At 52.5% G+C, this 25,204-nt stretch carries 22 protein-coding genes; 8 read left to right on the top strand and 14 right to left on the bottom strand.

Going from position 1 to position 25,204, the window contains the following annotated elements:
• Window positions 1–582 precede the first annotated feature (582 nt).
• From GN241_03360 to GN241_03340, 5 genes are all read right to left on the bottom strand, one after another.
• A complete protein-coding gene (locus GN241_03360; GenBank protein XAT56482.1) occupies window positions 583–1,464 on the bottom strand; it encodes an MBL fold metallo-hydrolase in 882 nt (293 codons plus the stop codon).
• Window positions 1,465–1,569: 105 nt separating this feature from the next.
• The gene (locus GN241_03355; protein XAT56481.1) at window positions 1,570–2,547 is read right to left on the bottom strand and encodes a membrane dipeptidase; all 978 of its coding nucleotides are present in this window, start codon (window positions 2,545–2,547) and stop codon (window positions 1,570–1,572) included.
• On the bottom strand, window positions 2,544–3,995 hold the full coding sequence (locus GN241_03350; protein XAT56480.1) for an aldehyde dehydrogenase family protein: 1,452 nt from the start codon (window positions 3,993–3,995) through the stop codon (window positions 2,544–2,546). Before GN241_03350 ends, GN241_03355 begins: the two co-directional genes overlap by 4 nt.
• Before the next feature lie 31 nt (window positions 3,996–4,026).
• Window positions 4,027–6,819 (bottom strand): DNA polymerase I, encoded by a 2,793-nt coding sequence (gene polA, locus GN241_03345; protein ID XAT56479.1) that lies wholly within the window; start codon window positions 6,817–6,819, stop codon window positions 4,027–4,029.
• Between the two features lie 569 nt (window positions 6,820–7,388).
• Window positions 7,389–7,574 carry a zinc-finger domain-containing protein gene (locus GN241_03340; protein ID XAT56478.1) on the bottom strand — a complete coding sequence of 62 codons (186 nt, stop codon included), beginning with the start codon at window positions 7,572–7,574 and terminating at the stop codon, window positions 7,389–7,391.
• Window positions 7,575–7,623: 49 nt separating this feature from the next.
• Here GN241_03340 and GN241_03335 point away from each other — a divergent pair, with 49 nt between their 5' ends.
• Window positions 7,624–8,580, top strand: a complete 957-nt coding sequence (locus GN241_03335; GenBank protein XAT56477.1) for an ATP-binding cassette domain-containing protein — start codon at window positions 7,624–7,626, stop codon at window positions 8,578–8,580.
• Between the two features lie 16 nt (window positions 8,581–8,596).
• On the opposite strand, the gene GN241_03330 is transcribed toward GN241_03335, so the two are convergent.
• Window positions 8,597–8,974, bottom strand: coding sequence for an HIT domain-containing protein (locus GN241_03330; protein ID XAT56476.1), 378 nt, complete (start codon window positions 8,972–8,974; stop codon window positions 8,597–8,599).
• A 179-nt stretch (window positions 8,975–9,153) separates the two neighbouring features.
• Between GN241_03330 and GN241_03325 the strand changes: the two genes are divergently transcribed.
• Window positions 9,154–10,008: a hypothetical protein gene (locus GN241_03325; protein XAT56475.1), complete on the top strand. Its 855-nt coding sequence runs from the start codon at window positions 9,154–9,156 to the stop codon at window positions 10,006–10,008.
• A 2-nt stretch (window positions 10,009–10,010) separates the two neighbouring features.
• Here the strand turns inward: GN241_03325 and GN241_03320 are convergent, their stop codons facing one another.
• Window positions 10,011–11,000 carry an adenosine kinase gene (locus GN241_03320; GenBank protein XAT56474.1) on the bottom strand — a complete coding sequence of 330 codons (990 nt, stop codon included), beginning with the start codon at window positions 10,998–11,000 and terminating at the stop codon, window positions 10,011–10,013.
• A 19-nt stretch (window positions 11,001–11,019) separates the two neighbouring features.
• Window positions 11,020–11,664: an endonuclease III gene (nth, locus tag GN241_03315; protein ID XAT56473.1), complete on the bottom strand. Its 645-nt coding sequence runs from the start codon at window positions 11,662–11,664 to the stop codon at window positions 11,020–11,022.
• Window positions 11,665–11,787: 123 nt separating this feature from the next.
• Between nth and GN241_03310 the strand changes: the two genes are divergently transcribed.
• Window positions 11,788–12,645: a methylated-DNA--[protein]-cysteine S-methyltransferase gene (locus GN241_03310; GenBank protein ID XAT56472.1), complete on the top strand. Its 858-nt coding sequence runs from the start codon at window positions 11,788–11,790 to the stop codon at window positions 12,643–12,645.
• 57 nt (window positions 12,646–12,702) lie between these two features.
• On the opposite strand, the gene GN241_03305 is transcribed toward GN241_03310, so the two are convergent.
• Complete coding sequence (locus tag GN241_03305) at window positions 12,703–13,875, bottom strand: acetyl-CoA C-acyltransferase (protein XAT56471.1); 1,173 nt, start codon at window positions 13,873–13,875, stop codon at window positions 12,703–12,705.
• 85 nt (window positions 13,876–13,960) lie between these two features.
• Here GN241_03305 and GN241_03300 point away from each other — a divergent pair, with 85 nt between their 5' ends.
• From GN241_03300 to ggt, 3 genes are all read left to right on the top strand, one after another.
• Window positions 13,961–14,338, top strand: a complete 378-nt coding sequence (locus GN241_03300; GenBank protein XAT56470.1) for an anti-sigma factor antagonist — start codon at window positions 13,961–13,963, stop codon at window positions 14,336–14,338.
• A complete protein-coding gene (locus GN241_03295; GenBank protein ID XAT56469.1) occupies window positions 14,335–14,754 on the top strand; it encodes a hypothetical protein in 420 nt (139 codons plus the stop codon). Before GN241_03300 ends, GN241_03295 begins: the two co-directional genes overlap by 4 nt.
• A 109-nt stretch (window positions 14,755–14,863) precedes the next feature.
• Window positions 14,864–16,441, top strand: coding sequence for a gamma-glutamyltransferase (gene ggt / locus GN241_03290; protein XAT56468.1), 1,578 nt, complete (start codon window positions 14,864–14,866; stop codon window positions 16,439–16,441).
• Window positions 16,442–16,493: 52 nt separating this feature from the next.
• Here the strand turns inward: ggt and hspQ are convergent, their stop codons facing one another.
• Entirely contained in the window at window positions 16,494–16,820 is a 327-nt protein-coding gene (hspQ, locus tag GN241_03285) for a heat shock protein HspQ (protein ID XAT56467.1), read from the bottom strand.
• A 246-nt stretch (window positions 16,821–17,066) separates the two neighbouring features.
• Between hspQ and GN241_03280 the strand changes: the two genes are divergently transcribed.
• Complete coding sequence (locus GN241_03280; protein ID XAT56466.1) at window positions 17,067–17,654, top strand: transglycosylase SLT domain-containing protein; 588 nt, start codon at window positions 17,067–17,069, stop codon at window positions 17,652–17,654.
• Here GN241_03280 and GN241_03275 read toward each other — a convergent pair.
• From GN241_03275 to GN241_03260, 4 genes are all read right to left on the bottom strand, one after another.
• Entirely contained in the window at window positions 17,651–18,253 is a 603-nt protein-coding gene (locus tag GN241_03275; GenBank protein XAT56465.1) for an outer membrane lipoprotein carrier protein LolA, read from the bottom strand. The genes GN241_03280 and GN241_03275 overlap by 4 nt on opposite strands.
• Before the next feature lie 69 nt (window positions 18,254–18,322).
• Entirely contained in the window at window positions 18,323–21,196 is a 2,874-nt protein-coding gene (locus GN241_03270) for a DNA translocase FtsK (GenBank protein XAT56464.1), read from the bottom strand.
• Between the two features lie 9 nt (window positions 21,197–21,205).
• Entirely contained in the window at window positions 21,206–22,387 is a 1,182-nt protein-coding gene (locus GN241_03265) for an aminotransferase class I/II-fold pyridoxal phosphate-dependent enzyme (GenBank protein ID XAT56463.1), read from the bottom strand.
• A gap of 137 nt (window positions 22,388–22,524) precedes the next feature.
• Complete coding sequence (locus GN241_03260; GenBank protein ID XAT56462.1) at window positions 22,525–23,856, bottom strand: amidase; 1,332 nt, start codon at window positions 23,854–23,856, stop codon at window positions 22,525–22,527.
• 85 nt (window positions 23,857–23,941) lie between these two features.
• Between GN241_03260 and GN241_03255 the strand changes: the two genes are divergently transcribed.
• Window positions 23,942–25,156: a 2-octaprenyl-6-methoxyphenyl hydroxylase gene (locus tag GN241_03255; GenBank protein XAT56461.1), complete on the top strand. Its 1,215-nt coding sequence runs from the start codon at window positions 23,942–23,944 to the stop codon at window positions 25,154–25,156.
• Window positions 25,157–25,204 lie beyond the last annotated feature (48 nt).

Genomic DNA, 25,204 nt, shown 5'->3' with positions numbered 1-25,204 from the left:
TCGCAGATCGCAGATCGCAGATCAACCAATCTTAATGTAGCCAAGAATTCAAATAATAAAGCCCATTCGGAAGCAATCGACCCTGCCTGTGAAACCTTTCATGGGCTGCGTCCCGACACCTCGCTTTAAACCGCTCTATCACCATATATTTTTGCATGACCACGCCTAAAACCCCCATATCTGCCAGTTCTTCCAGCCTGCGCAATGGAGGATAAAGGCCCGGCTTGCGAAAAAAAAGATCCGCCATTTTAACGCAGCGCTCTCAGTCACCTACGATCAAGGCGCAGCGGCTTGATCCAGCTCCGCTTGCCGGTGGTGTTTTTGTAGATTTTAAGCCGAATTATAAATTTCCCAAAAGGCTTACAAATGTTGGACCCGGTGATTAAACCTTAGCCCACTGAGAGAGATCGTGCTAAAATTTTATGTTTGCAAACCTTTTCCATCCTTAGGGTGCCAGAGGAAGACACCTAAATTTAGCCCTAAAAAACACTGAAAAACTTTAGCTTCGCATAATAGAAAATCTCTGGCTATAGGCGGTAAACTGCTTCTAAAACATAAGTCGAAAGACACGCGACCAAGTTTTCAAAACGCGATCCGCAGCCCATCATGACCCAGATAAAACGGACCATCCCATATCGGGCGAATGGCGGCCAGCCACTCAGCTTCGCCAAAATCTGGATCGTCCGACGGGATAAGGTGGTTCAGCGCCAAGGCTTTTACGTTGGCAGCCACCGCAATCTTTGCAGCCTCTGCCGCCGTGCTATGCGCGGCATAAAAATGCGCCCGCAAGCGTTCATCACCATTGCCAACCCGCGCCAGCAACGGCTCAATCGCCGCCTCCAGCATCGCCTCATGCACCAACAGATCAGCGCCTTGCGCAAAACCGGCCAAATCCGGAAAATAGGCCGTATCGCCGCTAAACACGATATGCGAGCGCGCAGTTTTAAACGACAGCGCAAACGTATCCAGTAATGGCGGATGGATATTGCGCAACGCCGAAACCTGAATATCGCCCAGTTGCACCACATCTGGTGTATCGATCCCATGAAAACGCACCAGCCCGCGCAAATCCGGGCGCCCTTCATCCGCGATCCGCAGATCGATATCCGCCTGCATCGAGGCCAGAAACCCCGCCCAATAGGCATCAAGCCCGACAGGTCCGTATATCTGCACGATGTTGCTGAGTCCGGCTGTCCAAGCCGTGTGCAACAAAGGGCCCAGTTCTAAATAATGATCCGAATGCAAATGCGTGATGAAAATATGACGGATATCTTTCAACGCCACGCCTTGATCGATCAAGCCCCGGGCCACGCCCAAACCGCAATCTATGATAATCGGGCAGCCCTCTAGGTGCAGAAGATGCGCGGTGGGCATTGTAGAGCCGGGGCGGATCGCAGGGCCACCTTTGGTGCCAAGTAACGCCAGATAATTCAAAGCAAAGCCCCCTTGTTTACATCCCCGCATGTGCGTTTCTTGGCCATCCAACCGCTTTTACCAGATGACCTATCCGCCAATTTTAAAGCGACTGCACAAAAACAGCGTGCAAACGGCTCTGTTGCAAATCAGAAACTACGCTTTAGCGCCAAAATTTTCCTGATAAAACCGATACCAGTTCTCGCCCATAATACCAGCCACTTCCGCTTCTGACATGCCTGTTTTGCGCAGCCCTTCGGCGATATTTCCAAAATCACGATTGTCTTGAAACCAGCTTGGCATTGGCGGAAATCCCGGCGCGCTGGCAGAGCCTTCGCCATAATCAATCGCTTTGCTCCAGCGGCCTACGCGCATCCATTCCACCACGCGATCGGGTTGATCTTGGCACAGATCAGAGCCAAGCCCCAAATGCTGCGCCCCATAGCGCGCCGCCGCCTCGGCGATCATCTGACAAAAACTTTCAAGCGTGCAGGCCGATTTATCTTTTAAATGATGCGGATAAAGTGAAAATCCGATCATGCCGCCCGCCTCGGTAACGGCTTTGATCACCTCAGGGCGCTTATTGCGCAACGCGGGCTGCCACTCATAAGGGTTGGCATGGGTGATGGTGATCGGGCGCGTTGAAATCTCGGCCGCCTCAATGGTTGAGCGATCCGCAGAATGACTCATATCCACCACAAGACCAACGCGATTCATTTCACCAATCACCTGCCGCCCCATACGGGTAATGCCGGGATCCGCCGCTTCATAACAGCCCGTGGCCAGCAGCGATTGATTGTTATAACTCAGCTGCATAAACCGCGCGCCCAAATTATGCACAATTTCCACTAACCCGATATCATCTTCAATCGGGCTGGGGTTTTGAAACCCGAAGAAAATAGCCGTGCGGTTGCTAGTGCGAGCGCGATCGACATCTTCAGCTGTCAAGCCTTTCATGATTAAATCGGGATAGGTCTCAAACCAACGGTTCCATTGCTCAAAATTCAAAACCGTTTCGCGAAAATTCTCATGATAGGCAATCGTGACATGCACCGCATCAACGCCGCCCGCCCGCATTTGGCGAAAAATCTTTTCCGACCAATTTGCGTATTGCAGATTATCAATGATCCTCATGCAGGCATACCCGAGGAAATATAGGCCGTTTTCACCGTTGTATAAAATTCAGCCGCATAACTGCCCTGTTCGCGCGGCCCGTAAGAGCTTTCCCCTCTGCCGCCGAATGGCACATGATAATCGGTGCCAGCGGTGGGCAGGTTTACCATCACGCAGCCAGTTTTGGCATTGCGCCTAAAATGCGTAGCCCGCGCCAAATTGGTGGTAACAATACCAGAGGTCAACCCGAAGCGCGTATCATTAACCACGCTCAGCGCTTCGTCATAGCTGCCCACTTTGATCACTGCCGCTAACGGGGCGAACAGCTCTTCGCGGTTGATCTGCATGGCATTGGTGCTGTTGATGAACAGCCCAGGAGACATGTAAAATCCCTGGCTTGCGCGCTCAACTTGCTGGCCGCCGCAGACCAATTCGGCGCCTTCCGATAACCCCAAGGCTACGTTAGCAAGGTTTTCCTGCAATTGCTGGGCACTCACCACAGGCCCGATTTGAGTGCCAGGCTCAAGCGCATGACCCACCACCATCGCCTGGGCACCTGCAATCATTTTTTCAACAAACGCATCGTGAATTCGCGCATGCACCACCAATCGCGAGGACGCAGTGCATTTTTGGCCGGATCCCCCATAGGCCCCGCCCAGCGCCAAAGAAACGGCCAAATCAAGATCTGCATCTTCCATCACCGCTAGCGCATTCTTTGATCCCATCTCCATCTGCACTTTCGTCAGGTTTTGCACTGCCGCCGCCGCAATGCCTTTGCCCACAGGCACCGAACCGGTAAAGGATATTGCGTTTACTTTCGGGCTTTCCACCAAGGCCTGCCCGATGCTGCCCCCGGCACCCATAACAAGGCTGAACAAGCCCTTTGGAATATCCTGGCGGGCAATAATCTCGGTCAGCGCCACGGCCGAAGCAGGGGTTAAATTCGCTGGTTTCCAAATCACAGCATTGCCATAGGCCAAAGCCGGAGCGATTTTCCAAGAGGCGGTAGCGGTTGGAAAATTCCACGGCGAAATGATCGCCACCACCCCAACAGCCTCGCGGCGCACGTCAATTTCAATGCCCTCGCGCACCGAATCTGCCGTATCGCCCATTTGGCGCAGGGTTTCTGCCGCATAATAAGTGAAGAACTGGCCGGCGCGGTACACTTCGCCCTTGCCTTCGGCGACGGGTTTACCCTCTTCGCGCGACAATAATGTGCCAAGCTCTTGGGCGCGCGCCATCATTTCGGTGCCAATCGCCATCAGCACGTTATATTTGCGCTCGATCCCATAGGCTGCCCATTCGCGCTGCGCCTGCTGCGCTTGCGCCAAGGTTGCATCCAATTGATCTGGCGATGCCTGCGCGAACAAGCCGATTAAATCCGAAAGATCAGACGGGCTTCGATTTTCAATTTCACTGCTGCCAGCAACCCAGTCTCCCGCGATAAAATTTTTATTTAACCCTGACATTCTTATCCCCTTTACAGATGACTGTTTTGCTTCAATGCGCTTCTGCCCAATGCGCCCCTTGCCCCGCATCAACGATCAAGGGAACGTCCAGCTTCACGATTGGATCTGCGGCGTTTTCCATAACCCCACGCGCAGCATCAATCAATTGATCCACCGCGTGGTGTTCCACTTCGAATAGCAGTTCATCATGCACTTGCAAAAGCATCTTCGCCGGCAAATCAGCGATCGAATGCGGCATTCGGATCATCGCTCGGCGGATAATATCCGCCGCAGTGCCTTGGATCGGCGCGTTGATCGCCGCGCGCTTGGCAAAGCCCGCGGTTGGACCTTTGGCATTGATCTCTGGCGTATGGATGACACGGCCAAACAGGGTTTCCACACGATTATTGGCTTTGGCGAAGGCAACCGTATCGTCCATATATTCTTTGATCCCCGGAAACCGCTCAAAATAGCGATCGATAAACCCTTGTGCCTCGCTGCGCGGAATGCGCAAATTGCGCGCCAACCCAAAGCCTGAAATACCATAAATAACGCCAAAATTAATCGCCTTGGCTTGCCGGCGAATATCCGGCGTCATCTCGTCCAAGGGCACATCAAACATTTCCGAAGCCGTCAGAGCGTGGATATCTTGGCCCTCCCGAAAGGCTTGCTTGAGACTGTCAATGCCCGCCACATGCGCCAGAATGCGCAATTCGATCTGGCTGTAATCCAGGCTGACCAAAACCTTGCCCTCTTCGGGAATAAAGGCTTCGCGAATGCGCCGGCCATCCTCACTGCGCACCGGAATATTCTGCAAATTGGGATCTGTTGAGGCCAAACGACCAGTATTGGCCCCGGCGATTGAGTAAGAGGTATGCACGCGGCCCGTTTCGGGGTGGATATGATCCTGCAGCGCGTCGGTATAGGTGGATTTGAGCTTGCTCAATTGGCGCCAATCCAGCACCCGCTTGGGCAAGTCATGAATGGTGGCCAAATCTTCCAAAATATCCGCGCCGGTGGCGTAAGCGCCCGTTTTACCTTTCTTGCCCCCCTCATAGCCCAACTTGTCAAACATAATCTCGCCCAGTTGCTTTGGACTGCCCACATTAAAGCTTTCACCCGCCATATCGTGAATTTCGGCCTCAAGACCTGCCATTTTCTGCGCAAACGCGTTGGACATACGTGACAACGTATCTCGATCCACTTTGATCCCGGTCATCTCCATCTGGGCCAGAACCGGAATCAAAGGCCGCTCAAGCCCCTCATAAACACGAGTCACTTTCTGAAGATGCAATTTAGGCTTCAAAAGCTGCCAAAGGCGCAGCGTGATATCAGCATCCTCAGCGGCATATGGTGTGGCCTCTTCAATCGGCACAAGATCAAAGGTAACCGCCGATTTCCCGCTTCCTAAAAGTTGTTTGATCGGAATAGGCGTGTGATCCAAATAGCGCTGTGATAGACTGTCCATGCCATGGTTATGCAAGCCCGCATGCAATGCATAGGATAACAGCATGGTATCGTCGATCGGCGCGATGCGAATGCCCTGCCGCTCAAGAATTTTGGCATCATATTTCATATTTTGGCCAATTTTCAGGATCGCCGGATCTTCCAAGATGGGTTGCAAAAGCCCAATCACCTGATCGATCTGCATTTGGCCCACAGCTAATTTTGACGAACCGAATAAATCATCGTTGTTGCCGTCTTTATGCGATATCGGAATATAACAGGCCTCCCCCGGCTCGACCGCCAAAGAAATCCCCACCAGCTCAGCGCGCATTTCATCCAGAGACGTGGTTTCCGTATCGATGGCCACGTAGCCACGCTGGCGGATTTTATCGATCCACGCTTGAAGAGAGGCAAGATCATGTAGCGAGTAATAAACGCTCCGGTCAAAGGCCGGCTGTTCGATACGCGTGGGCGTTTCAAGCGCAGTGGCGGTGGCAATTTGGGGCGGTTCCGCGCCCAGCTTGCTGGCGATACGCGCCGTTAATGTGCGAAATTCCATTTCCGCCAGAAAACCCAATAGGGTTTCGGGATAGGGCGCGCGCACTTCTAAATCATCCAGCGTGAAGTCTAACGGCGTGGCGCAATCCAGCTCGACCAATTGACGTGAGAGGCGAATTTGCGCAGCATGATCGATCAAGGTTGCGCGGCGTTTGGGCTGTTTGATCTCTTCAGCCCGCTCTAACAGCGTTTCAAGATCCCCATATTCATTGATCAAAAGCGCGGCAGTTTTCACCCCAATGCCTGGTGCGCCGGGAATATTATCCACGCTATCTCCGGCCAAAGCCTGTACATCCACAACCCGCTCGGGGAAAACACCAAATTTTTCAAACACACCATCGCGGTCAATATGGCGGTTTTTCATCGCATCAAACATATCAACGCCGCCGCCAACAAGTTGCATAAGATCTTTGTCTGAACTGATAATCGTCACCCGCCCACCTGCATCGCGCGCCTGAACCGATAAGGTTGCGATGATATCATCGGCCTCATAGCCTTCGACCTCTTCGCAGGCGATATTGAACGCGCGCGTTGCGGCGCGCGTCAGGGGCATTTGCGGGCGCAGATCTTCGGGCATTTCATCACGATTTGCTTTGTATTGATCATAAAGATCATTGCGAAACGTATGGCTGCCCTTGTCAAAAATCACCGCAACATGGGTGGGCGCATCGGGACCAGTATTGCCTTCAACATAGCGCTGCAGCATGTTGCAAAACCCGCTCACCGCGCCCACAGGCAATCCATCTGATTTACGGGTTAAAGGTGGCAAAGCATGATAGGCGCGAAAAATGAAAGCCGAGCCATCGATCAAGTGCAAATGGTGCCCTTTGCCAAAATTCATGCTGGGTTTTCCTTTTTGAACAAATATTTTTACAAGAGGATTACATGAGCAACGGCAGCTTGACCATCATCTTTGTGATCCTTTGAACATGCTCTCCACTTGGCCTGCGTGCAAAAGAATGGCCGCCCAGCGCCCGCTTGGCGGAAAAAGCAAAACCGCGAGGCAGGAAGGAGCCGCAAACGAGAACCTTCTTATTATCTTATAGGCACCGCCCGCAACCAAGCCAAAGCGACCGGCTTCATTCGCGCCGCCCGTAGGCGCTAATATATTGCAGATTTAAAACCAGAAAGATGCATTTCGGGCTGGTCGGCTTTGCCCCTGGTAAGGCCCGGCCGGGGGCAAGCCTCAGCTTGTCTGGTTTGCAAAAGCCAATACCATTGCCCTTTGGGCATAGTCGCTTTTAAGATGGCGCCGTTGCGCAATTCAGAGGCGGGTAAAATTAAGCGACATTACTTTGAAAGATATGTCCCGCGTTAAAAGCAATTCAGACGCAGAACCTGCGCCGCGCTTCTGATGGAGAGATCCCTCAGCCCCCATCTTGGTGACCCCTGGGCGGCCAAGGTCGCGCCTTATCCCAGCGTCGCCTCTGCAAAATCGCGATGTATGATTTTACAATCGCAATAAGGGCATTCTACCCATCCGGTTTCTTTGGGTATCTGCAGCCAAACACGCGGATGGCCAAGCGCCCCTCCACCGCCATCACAGGCGATGCGAAACTGATCTACCACTCTGGTTTCTGGTGCGTCTGTTGTCATTTCCCATTCCCTTTTTTTCGTGCTTAGGCTACCTGCCTTATGAGCGATCATGGATCAAAGGGTCAAGAGCATGTTACCACATACCGCAGTGGAAATTTCTGGGCTGTCAAAAATTTATAACGCATATAAGAACCAACCAGCTCGGCAAGCCCTTTATGATTTAGATTTAGCAATCCCGGCGGGAGCCGTTTTCGGGTTACTGGGCCCGAACGGAGCGGGCAAGTCAACCTTAATCAATATTCTGGCCGGTCTTGTGCGGAAAACCTCGGGACAGGTGAAAATTTGGGGATTTGACCAAGACAAGAACCCAAGGCAATCGCGCGCGGCGATCGGTGTTATGCCTCAAGAGCTGAACCTTGATCCCTTTTTTACCCCACGCGCCGCGTTGGATGTGCAAGCCGGACTTTACGGAATTCCAAAATCGCAACGTCGTAGCGACGACATTCTTGCAATGGTCGGCCTTAGCGAAAAAGCCGATGCCTATTCGCGGTCATTATCCGGTGGCATGCGCCGGCGCCTGCTTTTGGCAAAAGCCTTGGTGCATAGCCCACAAATATTGGTTCTGGATGAACCCACAGCCGGCGTTGATATCGAATTACGGCAAACACTTTGGGACAATGTCCGCCGATTGAACCAAGAAACCGGCATGACGATCATTCTGACCACGCATTATTTGGAAGAAGCCGAAAAAATGTGCGATCAGATTGCAATTATGAACCATGGAAAATTAATCGCGCAAGACAGCACGCCAAATCTGCTGGCGCAGCTCGATGGCAAAACCATGCATATTCAGCCCGAAGAGCCGGTTCAAACGCTTCCAACCCATCCGGATATGACCAGCGGCCTGAATAAGGATGGATCTTTGAATATTCGCTACAGCGCTACGAAAACCTCAGCCGAAGAGGTGTTTCAAATGCTACGCCAAAATCAAATCGCCATTCGTGATGTCAGAACCTCGCAAGCCGATCTTGAAGACGTATTTTTAGAGCTGACCAAATCGGCTTAAACAAAAAATGTTCAGCTTAAAAGGCTGACAGCATCCGCCCCAAGCCATGCCCGCCCAAAATATGCAGATGCAAATGCGGCACTTCCTGCACCCCATCTGCACCGGCATTGGAGATCGCCCGAAAGCCACCGCCGCTTGGCAGATCCACCCCCATTTGCTGGCACACCGCCGCAATGGCGCGCGTGAAATCAACGATCTCATCGGCGCTGGCCGCCGCAGAAAAATGATCGAAACTCACATAGGGGCCTTTGGGAATAATCAGCACATGCACCGGTGCCTGGGGCTGAATATCTTCAAACGCCAAACTATGCTCGGTCTCTAGCACCGTTTTATTAGGGATTTCACCCCTCAGAATTTTTGCAAAAATATTATTCGGATCATATGTATAGCCCATTTCACCCCCATGGCTTCACTCTCAAAATTTGGGCAAATCCTAACAGGATGCGCAAAAGGGCAAAAGCGTTAAACGGGCTCTTTTAAGGAAAAATTAGTCAGGATCGGAGGCTACAACAAAAATACCGCGCGCAGGCTAAACTATGCTAGCCTGTTTTTATAGTTCGTTTTGAACCACCTTTGAATTTTTATATTGAGATTTTAGAAATGGATTTACCAGGGCTTTGGATGCCGAAAAGCGAAACAGCTTTATACCGCTCGCTGCCCAAATGCGCCTGTTCCAGCATCGGGCAATTGTTGTATTTTTCTGACCATGGTCACTTTTTAAAGGGGGAATTTCACAGGTTAACAACCGGCCTTCATAAATGGGATTTTGAGGCCAGTCGCAACATATTGATGACGCATGTGACAGCGCGGACAACATTCACATTCAGCTGCGTGAGAAATCCCTATGCGCGCATCGTTTCTGCATTTTTAGACAAAATTTGCAGCCCACAAGATGATGGCATGTTTTACAGTCAAAAGATTCATGAGATCTTAAGCCAAAGCTATGGTCTTGATCCAAATATGATAGAGCGCGCGTTTTATGGCGACTCCGAGGCCCGGATCAAAGCCTTTCGTCGCTTTTTAGTCTTTGTCCACGATTGTACCCGCAGTGATGGCCCGGGCCAGCTTGATATTCATTGGCGCCCAATGGCCACGCATCTCGGTGACTTTATTCGGCAGGGCGGGCGCTTTGATAAAATCATCTGGGTTGAGTATTTTGATCATGGTATGAGTTATATTTTTGATCACCTTTCACCAAATCATCGGCCACAACACGTATCACATATCAAGTTTAACAAGGCAGCGACCGCCTCAAACCTACCGATAGAGGCCTATTTTGATCAAACAGCCCTTTTCCTGATGGAACGCATTTACCAGCAGGATTTTGAGCTTTTTGGCTATCGATTAAACGATCCCAAAAACGCGAGTCCAGAGCGCGAAATCTATTTAGACCACCTGCATACCACCCTCTTGGGAAACCTGGGGTAAGCTTACAACAGCGCCGCCGCCTTAAACAAACCACGCACCGAGGTTTCGGGCCGGGCGCCAATATGGCGAATAACCTCGCCTGCCGCGATGCATCCCATTTTACAACAAATATCGATGGGCTGTTTTGTCACCAATCCATAAAAAAACCCAGCGGCGAATTGATCGCCCGCGCCCGTCGCATCCACCGGGGTGATTTCATCAACCGGTACATCCACGCGCACATCATTGGCGATCACGCTCACGCCTTCACCGCCTCTGGTGCAAACTACCAGCTCGCAAATCTCTGCAGTTTTCGCCAGCGCCGTTTCAAGATCATCAGTTTGAAACAAAGATTTAATCTCAGCATCATTGCCAATCACGTAATCCAACTCATGCTCGATCAAATCCAGAAAATCCGCGCGGTGCCGTTCAACGCAGAAGGGATCGGAAATCGCGATTCCGGCCTTGCCACCGGCTGAACGACAAGCCCGCGACAGCTCAACAAAGGCTTGTTTGCCCTTATCCTTATCGAACAAATAGCCTTCCAAAAACACATATTCAGCCTCTTGTCCCACGCTGCCTGAAACATCTTCGGGGCCCAGCTCGGAAGAAATTCCCAAATAGGTGTTCATCGAGCGTTCCCCATCGGCAGAGGTGAAGATCATCGAACGTGAGGTTGGTAGATGCGCATTCTGAACTGGTGGGTTCACAAAATCGGTTCCACCTTCCTGCATGGCTTGCGCGTAAAACCGCCCCAGCTCATCATCTCTGACGCGCCCCACAAACGCCGTTTCAAGGCCCAGCGCGCCCAAACCTGCTAACGTGTTCGCCACCGCGCCACCCGCCGCTTGAACGCGGTTTTCCATTGCATCATAAAGCGCTTCCGCACGCTCTTTTTCGATCAGTTGCATAATGCCTTTTTCAATACCCATCCGCTGAAGAAACGCATCGCTCGATTGGCTGATCACATCAACCACGGCATTGCCAATACCCACAACTTTGTATTTTTTCACAAAAACTGCTCCTTAAGCATTATAGATCTTTTTCTTCATAGGCGCATAGGTCGCGGATCAAACAGGTTGCGCATAAGGGTTTACGCGCTTTGCAATGATACCGGCCGTGTAAAATCATCCAATGATGCGCGTGCAATTGAAAATCAGCGGGAATATGATCCTCCACTGCCCGCTCGACATCCTCCACGGTTTTACCAGGCGCAATTTTTGTTCGATTTCCAACGCGAAATATATGCGTGTCAACGGCCTGCGCCGGATGCCGCCACCACATGTTTAAAACCACATTCGCCGTTTTACGCCCCACGCCGGGCAAAGATTGCAGGGCCGCGCGTGAATTGGGCACCTGGCCGTCATACTCCTCAACCAATATCCGGCTCAGTTTGATCACGTTCTTGGCCTTATTGCGATAGAGGCCAATTGTTTTGATATGCTCAATCAGCCCCGCCTCGCCCAATTCCAGCATTTTCTGCGGCGTGTCAGCGCTTTTAAACAATGCCCGCGTGGCTTTGTTGACCCCCGCATCGGTGGATTGCGCGCTCAGCGCCACGGCGACGACAAGCGTGTAGACATTCACATGATCAAGCTCGCCCACAGGCGCGGCATCAGCCGCTTGAAACCGCTGAAAAATTTCCCGAATGGTTTTATAATCAAGCTGCTTTACCATATCGAAGGCATATGCCGTTTAATCGCCCGACTCACAAGAGCTTTGCAACATTTTAGGCAAGAAACGGGTCGCCTTTCGGCCCGAAGGTTTCTACTCTGAGCGCATATAGTGACAAGGTACCGCATGAGCAAAAATTCTACAGCCTATTCATATCGCGTGATAGAACGGGCGTTAACCGAAATAGACGCGGCGGATCACCCGTTGAACCTGACAGAATTGGCGCGGCGGCTGCAATTAAGCCCGGCGCATTTTCAGCGATTATTTTCAGAATGGGTGGGCGTTTCGCCCAAAAAGTATCAAGAATATCTAACGCTGGAACATTCCAAGCACTTGCTGGCAACGCGCCACAATCTGCTGGAAACCAGCCTCATAACGGGCTTATCCGGCACCAGCCGACTGCACGATCTTTTTATCCGCTGGGAAGCCATGACCCCGGGCGAATTTGCTGCAGCCGGCGCCGCTTTGGAGATTACGTATGGTTGGGCTGCGTCTCCGTTTGGCGATACGTTGGTGATGCGCACAAATCGGGGGATCTGCGGCCTTGCATTTGCCACTGATATTGGTCGAGAGGCTGCATTTCAGGATATGGCCACGCGCTGGCCAATGGCTGCTCTAAGAGCAGATCAAACGGGTCTTTCAAGCGTAATTGAGGATCTGTTCAAACCCAAAAGCAGCGCCAAGCTGCACTTAATCGGGGCCCCGTTTCAAATCAAAGTGTGGCAGGCATTGCTGCAGATCCCCTCGGGGCATGTTTCAACTTATTCCGATATTGCGCGCGCGATCCAAGCTCCCAAAGCCGTTCGGGCCGTTGGCACAGCGGTCGGCCGCAACCCGATAAGCTGGTTGATCCCCTGCCATCGGGCGCTGCGCAAAACGGGTGCTTTGGGCGGGTATCATTGGGGTTTGCCAGTCAAACGCGCGCTTCTGGCCTATGAAGCCGCCCGCCAAGACAGCGCCGACCGCAGCGAGCGACCTTCATAAAGAGCCCTTTAAAAAGGCGACTGCCTGTGAACAGCCCATGAGCACAGCCCTGGAAGATTATGGCCGCTCAAGTGCAATCGCAGTGCCCTCGCCGCCCCCGATACACACAGCAGCAATACCCCGCTTCACATCGCGCCGCTCCATAGCATGCAGCAACGTCACGATAATCCGTGCGCCTGAAGCCCCAATTGGGTGTCCAAGCGCGCAGGCTCCACCATGAACGTTGATGATATCTCCGGAAATATCCAGCTCTTTCATGAAGGCCATTGGAACAACCGCAAAGGCTTCATTGACCTCCCATAAATCGACATCTTCCACCCGCCAGTTCAAACGATCTAACAATTTACGCGTTGCAAAAATTGGCGCGGTTGAGAACCATGCAGGCTCTTGCGCGTGGCTGGCATGGCCCAAAATACGCGCGCGGCAAGGCAAACCCGCCTGCTGCATATGCGTCTGGCTTGATAAGATCAGGGCTGCGGCCCCATCAGAGATAGAAGATGCGTTCGCCGCGGTCACGCTGCCATCTGCCCGAAAGGCGGGTTTCAGATGCGGAATTTTTTCAGGCTTTGCGTTTAAAGGCTGTTCATCCTGCATCACAGCATAATCGCCTTTTTTACGCGCCAGCTTGAGTGGGGTGATTTCATTCTCAAAGGCCCCTGAGCTTTGAGCCTCACGCGCCCGCATCAGCGAGCGCAACGCATAATCATCCTGAGCTTCTCGCGTGAATTGGTATTTTTCAGCGCAATCTTCAGCAAAACTGCCCATCAAGCGGCCTTTCTCATACGCGTCCTCTAGCCCATCTAAAAACATATGATCTGCCACTTGGCTATGCCCCAAACGGGCCCCGCCGCGCATCTTGGGCAATAGATAGGGGGCGTTTGACATGCTCTCCATCCCGCCAACCGCCATCACCTGTGTTTGGCCAAGCGCGATCTGGTCAAAGCCGATCATCGTTGCCTTCATCCCCGAACCGCACATTTTGTTCAACGTTGTTGCAGGCACCTGCGTGCCAAGGCCGGCGTGAAAACTGGCTTGTCGCGCCGGCGCTTGCCCCTGCCCTGCGCCAAGCACATTGCCCATCAAAACCTCATCCACCGAACTCAGAGAAGTTTGCAGCAAAGCCGCCTCTATCGCCGCGCCCCCCAGCCTTGCTGCGGGCACAGCATCAAACGCACCTTGAAACCCACCAATCGGCGTTCTGGCCGCGCCGCATATCACCACGTTTTCCATCAACTCTCTCGCTTTTTGCATAGGCATACAAAAAAGTAACCTTTGCCGTCTAGTGTTGCCGCAGCGCATAACACAGAAGTCAGCGATGCAACTTAAAATTATTGATCAGCCCGGATGCCTTTATCTGAAAGTTCAGGCAGAGCGGATTGATGCCGCCGCCGCGATTCAATTTAAGGATTTGGTGCGCCGCGCACTAAAGCCAAGCCTGCAGCGAAAGATCATCGATTTAGAGCAGGTGAATTTTATTGATTCTACGGGGCTTGGCGCGCTTATCAGTTTGCAAAAGACCCAGCAAAACGCACAGCAAAACGCGCCCAACCTTGCCATTTGTAGCCTGCATCCACAGGTGGCCAAAGTCTTCAAACTGACTCGTATGGACGAAGTTTTTGATATTTATGCCACTGCTGAAGCCGCGCTGAAAGCGGCCAGCGCATCGCCCGCTTTCAAGGCAGATGAGGATTGAATATCCGCATCAATTTTTCCTTTGATCAAAGGCAAGGGTTTTGGCCGGTCCGGGGTATATTAGAACGAATGGCCGAAAAGGTGAACGAAACGCAAGGCGCTGCATTTGCATTTTTCCCGATATCATTGGTTGTCGCAGAGATTTTAAACAACAGCATTCAGCATGGGATGACTTTTAAAAGCGCCGGTCAACTTAGGGTACGGCATCTCAGCTGCCAAAACTGCATTGAAATCACGCTGATCGATACAGGTTGCGCGTATCACCCCCCCAAAATGCCCTCGGGCACAGACCCGCTGAACCCCTCTGAAAGCGGATATGGATGGATGATCCTCTTCCAGCTTTGTACAAGGATCCAGTATCGCCATAAAAGCGGGCGAAATCTTTTGCGACTCTGCCTGCCCATCAACGCGCCTTGAGCGCAAAAGCCCTTCCTGCGACATCGCGGCACCCAAATAGCGCGGTTTCATGTTGTTTTAAAAGCCGACCACGTTACATAGAGTTACGGTGTGATAAAAAGGTGACCTCATGCGCGATTTCCATTTTCCCGGTCGTTCCGCAGTTTACGCAGAAAACGGCATGTGTGCGACATCACATCCTTTGGCTGCAAAAACCGCGCTCGAGATATTGCAGCGTGGCGGCAATGCCATGGATGCGGCGATTGCAGGGGCCGTCTTGCTGGGGCTTTGCGAGCCGCAGATGACCGGGCTTGGCGGAGATTGTTTTGTTCTCTTTTCACCCGCGGGCAGCGATGACATTCGCGCCATGAACGGATCGGGAAAATCACCGCAGGCGCTGCAAGCCCAATTGCTGCGCGACCAAGGTTATAAGGTGATCCCGCAGCGCGGCGTGGAGGCGATAACCATTCCCGGCGCCGTGGATGCATTCTGTAAGTTGAGTGATGATTGGGGTAAGCTTGGCCTTGATGCGCTGCTGGCGCCAAGCATTCACTATGCCGAAGCGGGCATTCCCGTCGCCCCGCGGGTTGCCTATGATTGGGCCGGCAGCGTGGATGTGCTGCAAGGCAGCGCTAAAGCAGATTACTTACTATCGGGAAAAGCGCCTCAGGCAGGGCAAAAAATTGCCTTTCCAAAACAAGCTGAAGTTTTGCGCGCCATCGCAAAAAATGGCCGAAGCGGCTTTTACGACGGCGCCGTTGCAGAGGATATCTTAGCCACGTTGACAGCGCTTGGTGGGCTACATTCCCAGGAAGATTTCAGCGATCAAATCGCGTTTTACACGGATCCGATTTCGGGCCATTATCAAGGAATGGATTTGGTTGAGCATCCGCCCAATGGTCAGGGCGCTACAGCCATTTTGCTGTTAAACATATTATCGCATTTTGATCTTGCCGCTCTGCCCCCCTTCAGCGCTGAGCGCACGCATATCGAAGCTGAGGCCACCAAATTGGCCTATGATGCGCGCAACCGCTTTATCGCGGATGCGCGGATGAGCGATGCCAGCGCGCATTTACTTGCGCCAGAAACCGCAGAAAAGCTGGCGGCTTTAATCAATCCAAATGCCGTAATTCAGGATGTGACAGCGATCAGCGAGACGGTTCATAAAGATACCGTCTACATTACGGTTGTGGATAAAGACCGCATGTCGGTTTCGTTGATCTACTCAATATTCAACACATTTGGCTCTGGCATCTCGAGCGATAAATTCGGGATTTTGATGCATAATCGCGGAGCAGGTTTCAACCTTATTCCCGGGCATCCCAACGAATTGCGGGGCGGGCACCGCCCGATGCATACCATCATCCCCGGCATGCTGTGCAAGGATGGAAAGCCTGTGATGCCCTTTGGCGTCATGGGGGGGCAATATCAAGCGAATGGACATGCGCGCGTTTTAACGAATATGCTCGATTACGGCATGGCGCCGCAGGCGGCATTGGACGCGCCGCGCAGCTTTGCTGAATTGGGCCATTTGAAAGTTGAGCGCAGCTATGACCCAAAAGAGGTGCAAAAATTAGCAGATATTGGCCATAAAATCGAACAAGATATTGAACCAATCGGCGGCGCTCAGGCGATTATGATGCATGAAAACGGCGTGCTAGAAGGCGCCTCGGACCCCCGAAAAGATGGCTGCGCGCTGGGGTATTAAGCCCGCGTTTTATCACGCGAAGGCGTCACTGACCCGGCGCTCTCGCAACGAATCAATTCAGTTGAAAATGCAGCGGGTATTGGCCATTTTCGAAGGGGCCGAAAAGATCGGGAATATCGGGGTGATCGACCGGTTCGCCGGAAGGGTCTTCCACAAGATTTTGTTCTGACACATAGGCCACGTAGAAACTGTGTTCGTTTTCTGCCAGCAAATGATAATAGGGCTGCTCTTTGACCGGACGATGATCCTCTGGAATCGACTCATACCATTCATCCGTATTGCTGAATTCTGGATCAACATCAAAAATCACCCCTCTAAAAGGGTGTTTTTTATGGCAAACAACTTGCCCGAGGCGATATTTAGCATTTTTCAAATACATCAGGCGTTCACTCTACGCGTTGCGCGTTCCGGCTTCAAGTGCCCAGCAGTAAATTTGCCCGCGCTTCGATCCAAGCGGTTTTCACGATTGCCAAAGCGCGAAAATCTTTTTTAGGGCCGCGCTGCAAAATATGACGCTGTTTAAATGTGCCAAATAGAGGCATAATAATGCGCTGGCGCCACTGGTTTGACCTTTTGAAACCACCCGAAATTTGATAACGTGCAAAAAAACAAAGTTGAGATGACCATGAGCAGAACGATCATCGCCATATGCCTGGTTTTTTCGCTGGGATCCTGCAGCATATTCAGCACCGGCGATGTAACGGGCAATCTTGACAATGCCTGCTCTATTTTAGATCAAAAACCGCAATTTGCCCGCGCCTTCAAAGCAACTAAGCGCCGTTGGGGCATACCCGTCAACGTTCAAATGGCAATCATCCATCAAGAAAGCCGTTTCAAAAGCAAAGCAAAAACGCCGCGAAAATATATTCTGGGCTTCATTCCAAATGGCCGCCAAAGTTCGGCATATGGCTATGCGCAAGCCCTAGATGGCACTTGGAGCGAATATAAAGATGATACAGGCCGGATCTTAGCCCGCCGCAGCAATATTCGTGACGCGTCTGATTTTATGGGCTGGTATATGACCAAAACAAAGCGGCGAAATGGGATCTCTCTGGCCGATGCACGCAATCAATATCTAGCCTATCATGAGGGGCAAACCGGATTTGCCCGTGGCAGCTATAAGCGCAAAAAATGGTTGATCAATATCGCGGACAAAGTGGCCAATCGCTCGGATATGTATAAGCGGCAATTGTCACGCTGCGGGCGGCTTTAACGCAGCTTGCGCTTTTCAATGTTGAGAAAAATGTTGAATATAGAATCTTTAAGCGAGACACCTTTCTGTAAATCCTCAAGCGCAAGTAACGTTTGATCACCTTCAGGCGTTTCAATAATCCATTGCGCCAACTCTAATGGGTTATGGCGCAACACAAGCGTGATTTGCCCGCGCTCGGGATGTTGGGGATGTTGCAAAGACAGAGTTGTTCGCTTCCCGTCATAACGATGATCCGTAATCAAAGCAGATTTTTGAAGATCAATCCTATCCTGCAAAATCAGGGAAAGCGGCGTTCCAGATGTTGTGAAACTGGTTGGCTCGCCATCACCTTTAGGATCAAAAATCGCCATTTGTCCGGCAGAGACCAGCACCAATACTTCCGATGGGGTTTGATATTCAAAGCGCAAGCGCCCTGGACGCTTCATAAAAAACTGTCCCTGCGCAGAGGATCCGTCAGCGCCAATTTGAACAAACGTCGCCTGAATGCTGCGCAAACTATTTAGGTGCGCAGAAATAGCTGCCAAAGAGGCTTTTTCTGCGTGACCAACGCCCGCTAACCCCAAAAAAATACCAAAGGAAATTGAAAATATACGTGTCATATATGCAGTCTAGTCATCCCAGAGGCCACCGCCAGCGAAAGTCGCGATTTTGTGACCGCCCGCGCGGAATTACGGTTGTTCTGGCACCAAAATATCACGCTTTCCAACGTGGTTTGCAGGGCTAACAAGGCCTTCCTCTTCCATTTGCTCAACCAAGCGGGCCGCCTTATTATACCCTATGGCAAGCTTTCTTTGGATGTAGCTGGTCGAGCATTTGCGATCCTGCAAAACGATGGCCACGGCTTGATCATAGAGCACATCCTCGCCCTCAGATACCCCGGTTAACCCCAGCACAAGGTCAATTGACTCAGATTTATCGTCGTCTGGCCCTTCAACAACACCGCTCTTGTAATCGGGCGGACCAAAAGATTTTAAATGGCTGACCACTTCTTCAACTTCAGTGTCGCTCACAAAAGGCCCATGGCAGCGGGTGATCTTTGAACCGCCCGCCATGTAGAGCATATCCCCCATACCAAGCAGCTGCTCGGCGCCCATTTCACCCAGGATCGTGCGGCTGTCGATTTTACTGGTGACTTGAAACGAAATCCGGGTGGGAAAGTTGGCTTTAATTGTTCCCGTAATCACATCAACTGATGGGCGCTGCGTGGCCATAATCAAGTGAATACCCGACGCACGCGCCATCTGAGCAAGGCGCTGAATGCAGGCTTCAATTTCTTTACCGGCCACCATCATCAAATCCGCCATCTCATCCACAATCACCACGATATATGGCATTTTTTCGGGCAGAAATTCTTCGGTTTCAAAAATTGGCTCGCCGGTCGCATCATCAAATCCGGTTTGGATGGTTCGGCTGAACATTTCGTTTTTGCCTAAGGCCTCCGCCACGCGCCCATTATACCCATCAATATTGCGCACGCCCATTTTTGACATTTTCCGATAGCGCTCTTCCATTTCGCCAACCACCCATTTCAATGCCACAACAGCTTTCTTAGGGTCGGTCACAACTGGGCTGAGCAAATGCGGAATGCCATCATAGACACTGAGCTCCAGCATTTTCGGATCGATCATAATCATCCGGCACTCATCGGGCGTAAGCTTATAGAGCAGAGACAGAATCATCGTATTGATCGCGACAGATTTACCGGATCCGGTGGTGCCCGCTATCAGCAGATGCGGCATTTTTGCAAGATTGGTCACCATCGGCTCGCCGCTGATATCCTTTCCCAGCGCCAATGGCAGGCGGTGGCTGCTATCGCCAAAGGCTTTGGCCGAAAGAATTTCGCGCAAAACCACTTTTTCGCGTATGTCATTGGGCAATTCTATCCCGATGATAGACCGGCCCGGTACCGTTGAGACACGGGCTGATAAGGCCGACATTGAGCGCGCGATATCATCGGATAAGCCGATCACACGGCTGGCTTTTAAACCCGGTGCCGGCTCTAATTCATACATCGTGACCACCGGCCCAGGCCGCACGCTGACAATATCCCCCTTCACCCCATAATCATCCAATACAGATTCGAGCAACCGCGCATTTTCTTCCAGCGATTCATCAGACAATTGATGCCGCGCCACGTTGATCGGGCTAGCCAAAAGGCCCAAAGGCGGCAATTCAAAATCGGTTTTGGGATCTTCAAATTTCAAGCTGGGCTGCGCTTCTTGCTGTGCGCGTAGCGATTGGGCTTGAGACACTTTTAGTGGCGGGTGAACGATTGTGCGCGCCTCGGGGCGGGGGATCGCAGAGCGCAAAGAAAGATTAACATCCTGCTCGCCATATTCGGGCTCTGGATAAAGCGGTGGCGCATCTTCATCTCCAGCACTTGAGGCCAAAGCTTGCCCTTCAGTCTGAAAGACTTGCGAAGATCGATCCGCCGAAAGCTGCGGCTCCCGGCGCAATCCGGTTAAAAGCGGCTCGCCCAGTGCAAATTGCGAGGGCATTCCAACGGCGCCTTCTGGCGAAGCGTCTTGAGGCTGAAACACGTGCGACTGAGCCTCAGATGCGGCATCCTCAAAGGCGGGTTCAACCCGTAATCGCGATTTCACAGCATCACTGATCCGCGCCTGCAAACGGTCTTCCGGGCCAGCCGGCGCAGAGCTTGGCGCATGGCTGTTAAGCGGTGGTTCTAAGGGCGAGGCTTCTTCTTCGCGCTTGATAAATCCAGGCAATCTGGAAAATAAACCCCGCTTTACCTCAGTGAGGGGCACGGCCAAATCTTGGGAAAACTCAGATGGGGCCTTGGGCACGAATGTAGCGGAATCTCCGCCTCGGCGGATAATATCCGAGGGTGCAGAGGCCTCACCCCTTTGGTCACGGGCTGCAAGCACGCGCAAACCTCCTCGGCCAAGACCCCTTGCGACTGCGCGTCCGGTTTGCAACACCCCCCCGCGCAGGAACCCCAGCGCATGGCCAAGCTCGCGCTTCGAGGCGCCCAGACAATACAGCCCGATCAATACTAAGGTGATCCCCGTTGCCAAAGATGTATAGGTTAAGGTGGGTTGCGCTGGCAAAGGTGACAGCCGCAAAAGCGTTTTCAAAACCATATCGCCAAACAAACCACCAAGGCCAAAATTATTACCCCAGCTGGCAGGTGGCACAAGCCCTGCGGCGTAAATCGCAAAAACCGCAACGCCGAAAGGCGCAAAAATCAACCGCCCCAACGCCCGATGCGCGCCGCAATGCAACAGGCAGCGCAGACCCCAGACGGCCTGTAGCGCAACCAGCGACCAAGCGGACAGACCGAAAATCAGCATGATCGGAGCCGCAATCATCGCCCCAAGCGAACCCAAGATATTTTGTACCGGTGCGTCAGAGGCGGAAAGCCAACTGGGATCTTCAGGTGCATAGCTGGTGAACATCATGGCGGTCAGCCCGCTTAGAACCAAAAGCCCTAGGCCCAAAACCTCTACCGCGCGCCGTTCCAGAGCGGCCTGCAACGCGCTGTCAAAAATGGGGGGTCTTACTCGTGCAGAAGGATATGCCATTGGGGCCTCTTAGGTGTAAAGACATGCATGCAGCCGCGTCAGCGCCTGCTCGGTGATTGATTTTGGGGCCACCAAGGCAACCCGAATGAAACCATGCCCGGGATTTCCATCGGCCGTGTCGCGCGCCAAATAGGCCCCCGGAAGAATGCGAATGCCGGTTTCACGCCATAATTTAAGCGCAGCCTGTTCTCCATCCTCAACAGGCAGCCAAAGAAAAAATCCAGCCTCTGGGCTGATATAACCGGGCACAGATCCGAAAAGCGCATCCGCTATATCGAATTTTTCTTGGTATAAGCCGCGATTTTCGATCACATGTTGCTCATCTGCCCAGACCGCTTCTGCCACCCGCTGCAATGGCAATGGCAAAGGCGCCCCCGAATAGGCCCGCAAATGTTTCATTCGCGCGATTGTTTGTGGCCCCGAAGCGGCAAAGCCCGAGCGCAGCCCAGGCAGGTTTGAGCGCTTTGACAGCGAATGGAAAACCACCACCCGTTCGGGGTCAGCCCCAATCTGCTTTGCAATCTGCAACGCCCCTGACGGCGCGCCGTTGCGATAAATCTCCGAATAACACTCATCCGCGAAAATTTTAAAATCGTAGGTTTCCGCCAATTCAATTAGAGATTTCAGATAGGCGGGCGGGGCCACCGCCCCCTGCGGATTAGAGGGCGAGCAAATATAGGCAATGGCAGTTCGATTAAGAACGTCAGGGCTTAAACCAGCATAATCGGGTAAAAAACCGTTTGCAGCACGCGCGGTCACTAAATGCGGATGCGCCGCGACCGAAAAGGTCGCCGCAAGATAGACCTGATAAAAGGGATTGGGCAGCAAAACCAATGGCGGTTGCCCAGCTTTGGCTTCTGGGCATAGCGCCATCGCGGCGTTGTAAAGCCCCTCGCGGGTGCCGTTCAAAGATAAAATATCCGTCAGCGGATTGACGCAAACGCCATATCGCCGCGCAATCCATGCCGCGATATTGCTAAGCAATTCGGGACTGCCATCATTGGGCGGATAGGCGTTGAATTCAGACATATGCGCGACCAAGATGTCTTGAATCCACGCAGGAAAAGCATGTTTGGGCTCACCAATTGACATGGCGATGGGCTCGCCACCTGCCGGATGCGAGTCTAACAGCGCGCGCAGGCGCGGAAATGCATAAGCGGGAAGGTTCGAAAACCGCTCAGGAAACGCCATATATGCCTCAATCAATCGGGATCATTTTGCCCCGTTATCTGGCAGACTACCGAAGCAAAGCGCTTTCGTCTACACAAAGCCAATAAAAATCAACAAATAGGGCAAAAAAACATTTTTTCCGCCTAGGGCGCGCTGTTTTAAGCCAAAATTGCCGCCTCAGCAGCCTGTGCAAGGCGCAAAAGACCCTCTTCTGCGCCCGGCCGGCCCATCAGCATCAGCCCACAACTTGGTATGCCACTTGGTAAGGTGATCGCGCATAATCCCATAAGATTGCCAATCCGTGTATTGCGCAGCGCCAACAGGTTTTCACTCACATAATAGTCGGCATCTTCCATCAACCGTGCGGCATTAGGCGGTAAAATCGGCGCTGTTGGGCATAAAATGGCATCATATCCAGCCGTAAGCGCAAGATAGTCCTGCCGCAACGCCGCAAGCATTTGCGCGGCAGCGATATAATCACACGCGGCAAAATCAGCCCCCCCCCGAAAACGATTTAAAATTTCTTCAAACATCACCTCGGGTTGCGCTTCAATCACCGTTTTCCACGTGCCATAGGCCTCTGCAGCGAACAATATCGGGCTTAGCGGCATCGCCTTGGCAACCGCTTCAATTTCAATATCCTCAACAATTGCACCCGCTTTGGTCACCTTTGCCAAAGCCGTTTCAAACCCTATAGCTGGGGCCTCTCGCAGCTCATCAAACGCAACCGTTTGCAATATGCCAAGGCGTTTGCCACGCAAACTGCTTGCGGTTAAATCCGCTGGGCTCCGGCCTTCCAAAGCCGCGAATAGCAACCCGGCATCTTCAACCGTTTTGCTGAGCGGGCCAACCGTGTCAAACGTAGCACATAGCGGCACCACCCCATGAACCGAGACCCGACCCGCTGTGGTTTTCAAGCCCACCAAATCATTCCAGGCCGCCGGAATGCGCACGGAACCGCCCGTATCCGATCCGATCGCTCCGGCGGCCAAATCACAGGCGATAGACGCCGCTGCCCCTGAAGAAGATCCACCCGCCACCGCCGCTGCATCATTAATACAGGCTGGTGTCGCGGTGACTGGATTCAAACCCAAACCACTGAAAGCCAGCTCTGACATATGCGTTTTGCCTAGGCAGACCAAACCTTGCGCCGTTGCATTTGCCAAAACCTCGGCATCATCCGCCGGAACCCGCCCTGCCAAGAGGGCCGAGCCCGCCTCGGTTGGATATTCTGCGCTGTCAAATAGATCTTTCCAACTGATCGGCACACCATCCAATGGCGATCTCAATCCGCCGGTTTTCGCCCGCTTTTGTGCCGCTTCAGCCTCAGCGCGCGCGCGCTTGGGCGTTTTGCAAGCATAAATGCGGCTTGTATCTGCATGCGCGTCCATCTGCTCAAGATAGGCCTCGGTGAGCTCAACCGGATCCAGACGGCCTGCGGCAATCGCTCTGCCTTGCTCTGCAGCACTCATCTTTAAAACTGCGCTCATTTTTTTATCCCCATCATATGTTAGCCCTAGATTAGCGTCATCACCGCACATGGACAATGCGTAGAAAAAGCCCATATTACATCGCATGAAGAAGAACGCAGATATCGCAATTGTAGGCGGCAGTTTAACCGGCGCCGCCACGGCCTTAGCCGCTGCGCAAGCCGGGTTTCGGGTGGTTGTTGTTGATCAGCTTGCGGCACAAAAGCAAATCGAGCAAGGCTTTGACGGGCGCTCTTACGCGATGGCTCTTACCTCTGTGCGTTTGCTTAAGGCCTTGGGGCTTTGGGCGGATCTTGCAGAAACGGCGCAGCCTATTTTGAAAATCAAAGTTGCCGATGGCAGCCCTAGCACAGGCCCCTCGCCTTTGTTTATGCAATTTGATCATGCCGAAATTGAAGAAGGCCCGATGGGGCATATGGTAGAGGACCGTTTCTTGCGGCCCCTGCTTCAAAAGACGATGGCACGCTATGAGACCATCGAATATATCGCTGGCACCGCGTTGATCGAGCAATCAATATCGGGTAGTGAAATGCAGCTGACCCTGTCAGATGGTTGCCAAATTTCAACCAGCCTTTTGATCGGGGCAGATGGGCGCAAAAGCCCCTCTGCAGGCCGCGCCGGAATCAAACGCATCGGCTGGGACTATGGGCAAACAGCGCTTGTTTGCGCAATAGAGCACGAGATCCCGCATGATGGGGTGGCGTGGCAATATTTTTTACCGGCCGGCCCCTTGGCGATCTTGCCTTTGACAGAAAACCGCGCATCCATCGTATGGAGCGAAACCGCGCAAAACGCCAAACAGATCATGGCGCTGAACGAGGCCGATTATCTGTCGATATTACAGCCACGCATTGGCGATTACCTTGGCAAAATAAGCATGGTCGGTAAGCGCTACAGCTACCCGCTTGATCTGACTTTGGCCCAAAGTTTTATTGCGCCAAGGTTGGCTTTGATCGGTGATGCCGCGCATGGCGTGCATCCCATTGCGGGCCAAGGTCTGAATGCGGGCCTGCGCGATATCGCGGCGCTTGTGCAAGTTCTGAAAGAAGCAAAATTGCGCGGCGAAGATATTGGGGCCAGCGCTACCTTGATGCGCTATCAAGAATGGAGGCGCTTTGACGCGACCAGCCTGGCTTTGGCAACCGATACATTCAACCGTCTATTCTCAAATGATAATAGCCTGTTAAGATTGGGGCGTGACATAGGGATGGCCATGATCAACGCGGTGCCTAAAGCCCGCCGCAGCTTCATCCGCGAAGCCGCAGGTTTGACAGGCACATTGCCCGATTTGATGCGCTGACAGAGCATCCTGAAACGCCTGTTTGAAAAACATTTTTCAAAGGCGCCC

The organism is Rhodobacteraceae bacterium IMCC1335 (assembly GCA_039640495.1).
Classification (GTDB): Bacteria; Pseudomonadota; Alphaproteobacteria; order Rhodobacterales; family Rhodobacteraceae; genus Thalassovivens.
Note: the sequence above shows the minus strand (reverse complement) of the source record. Positions and strands in the feature narration are given on the sequence as shown.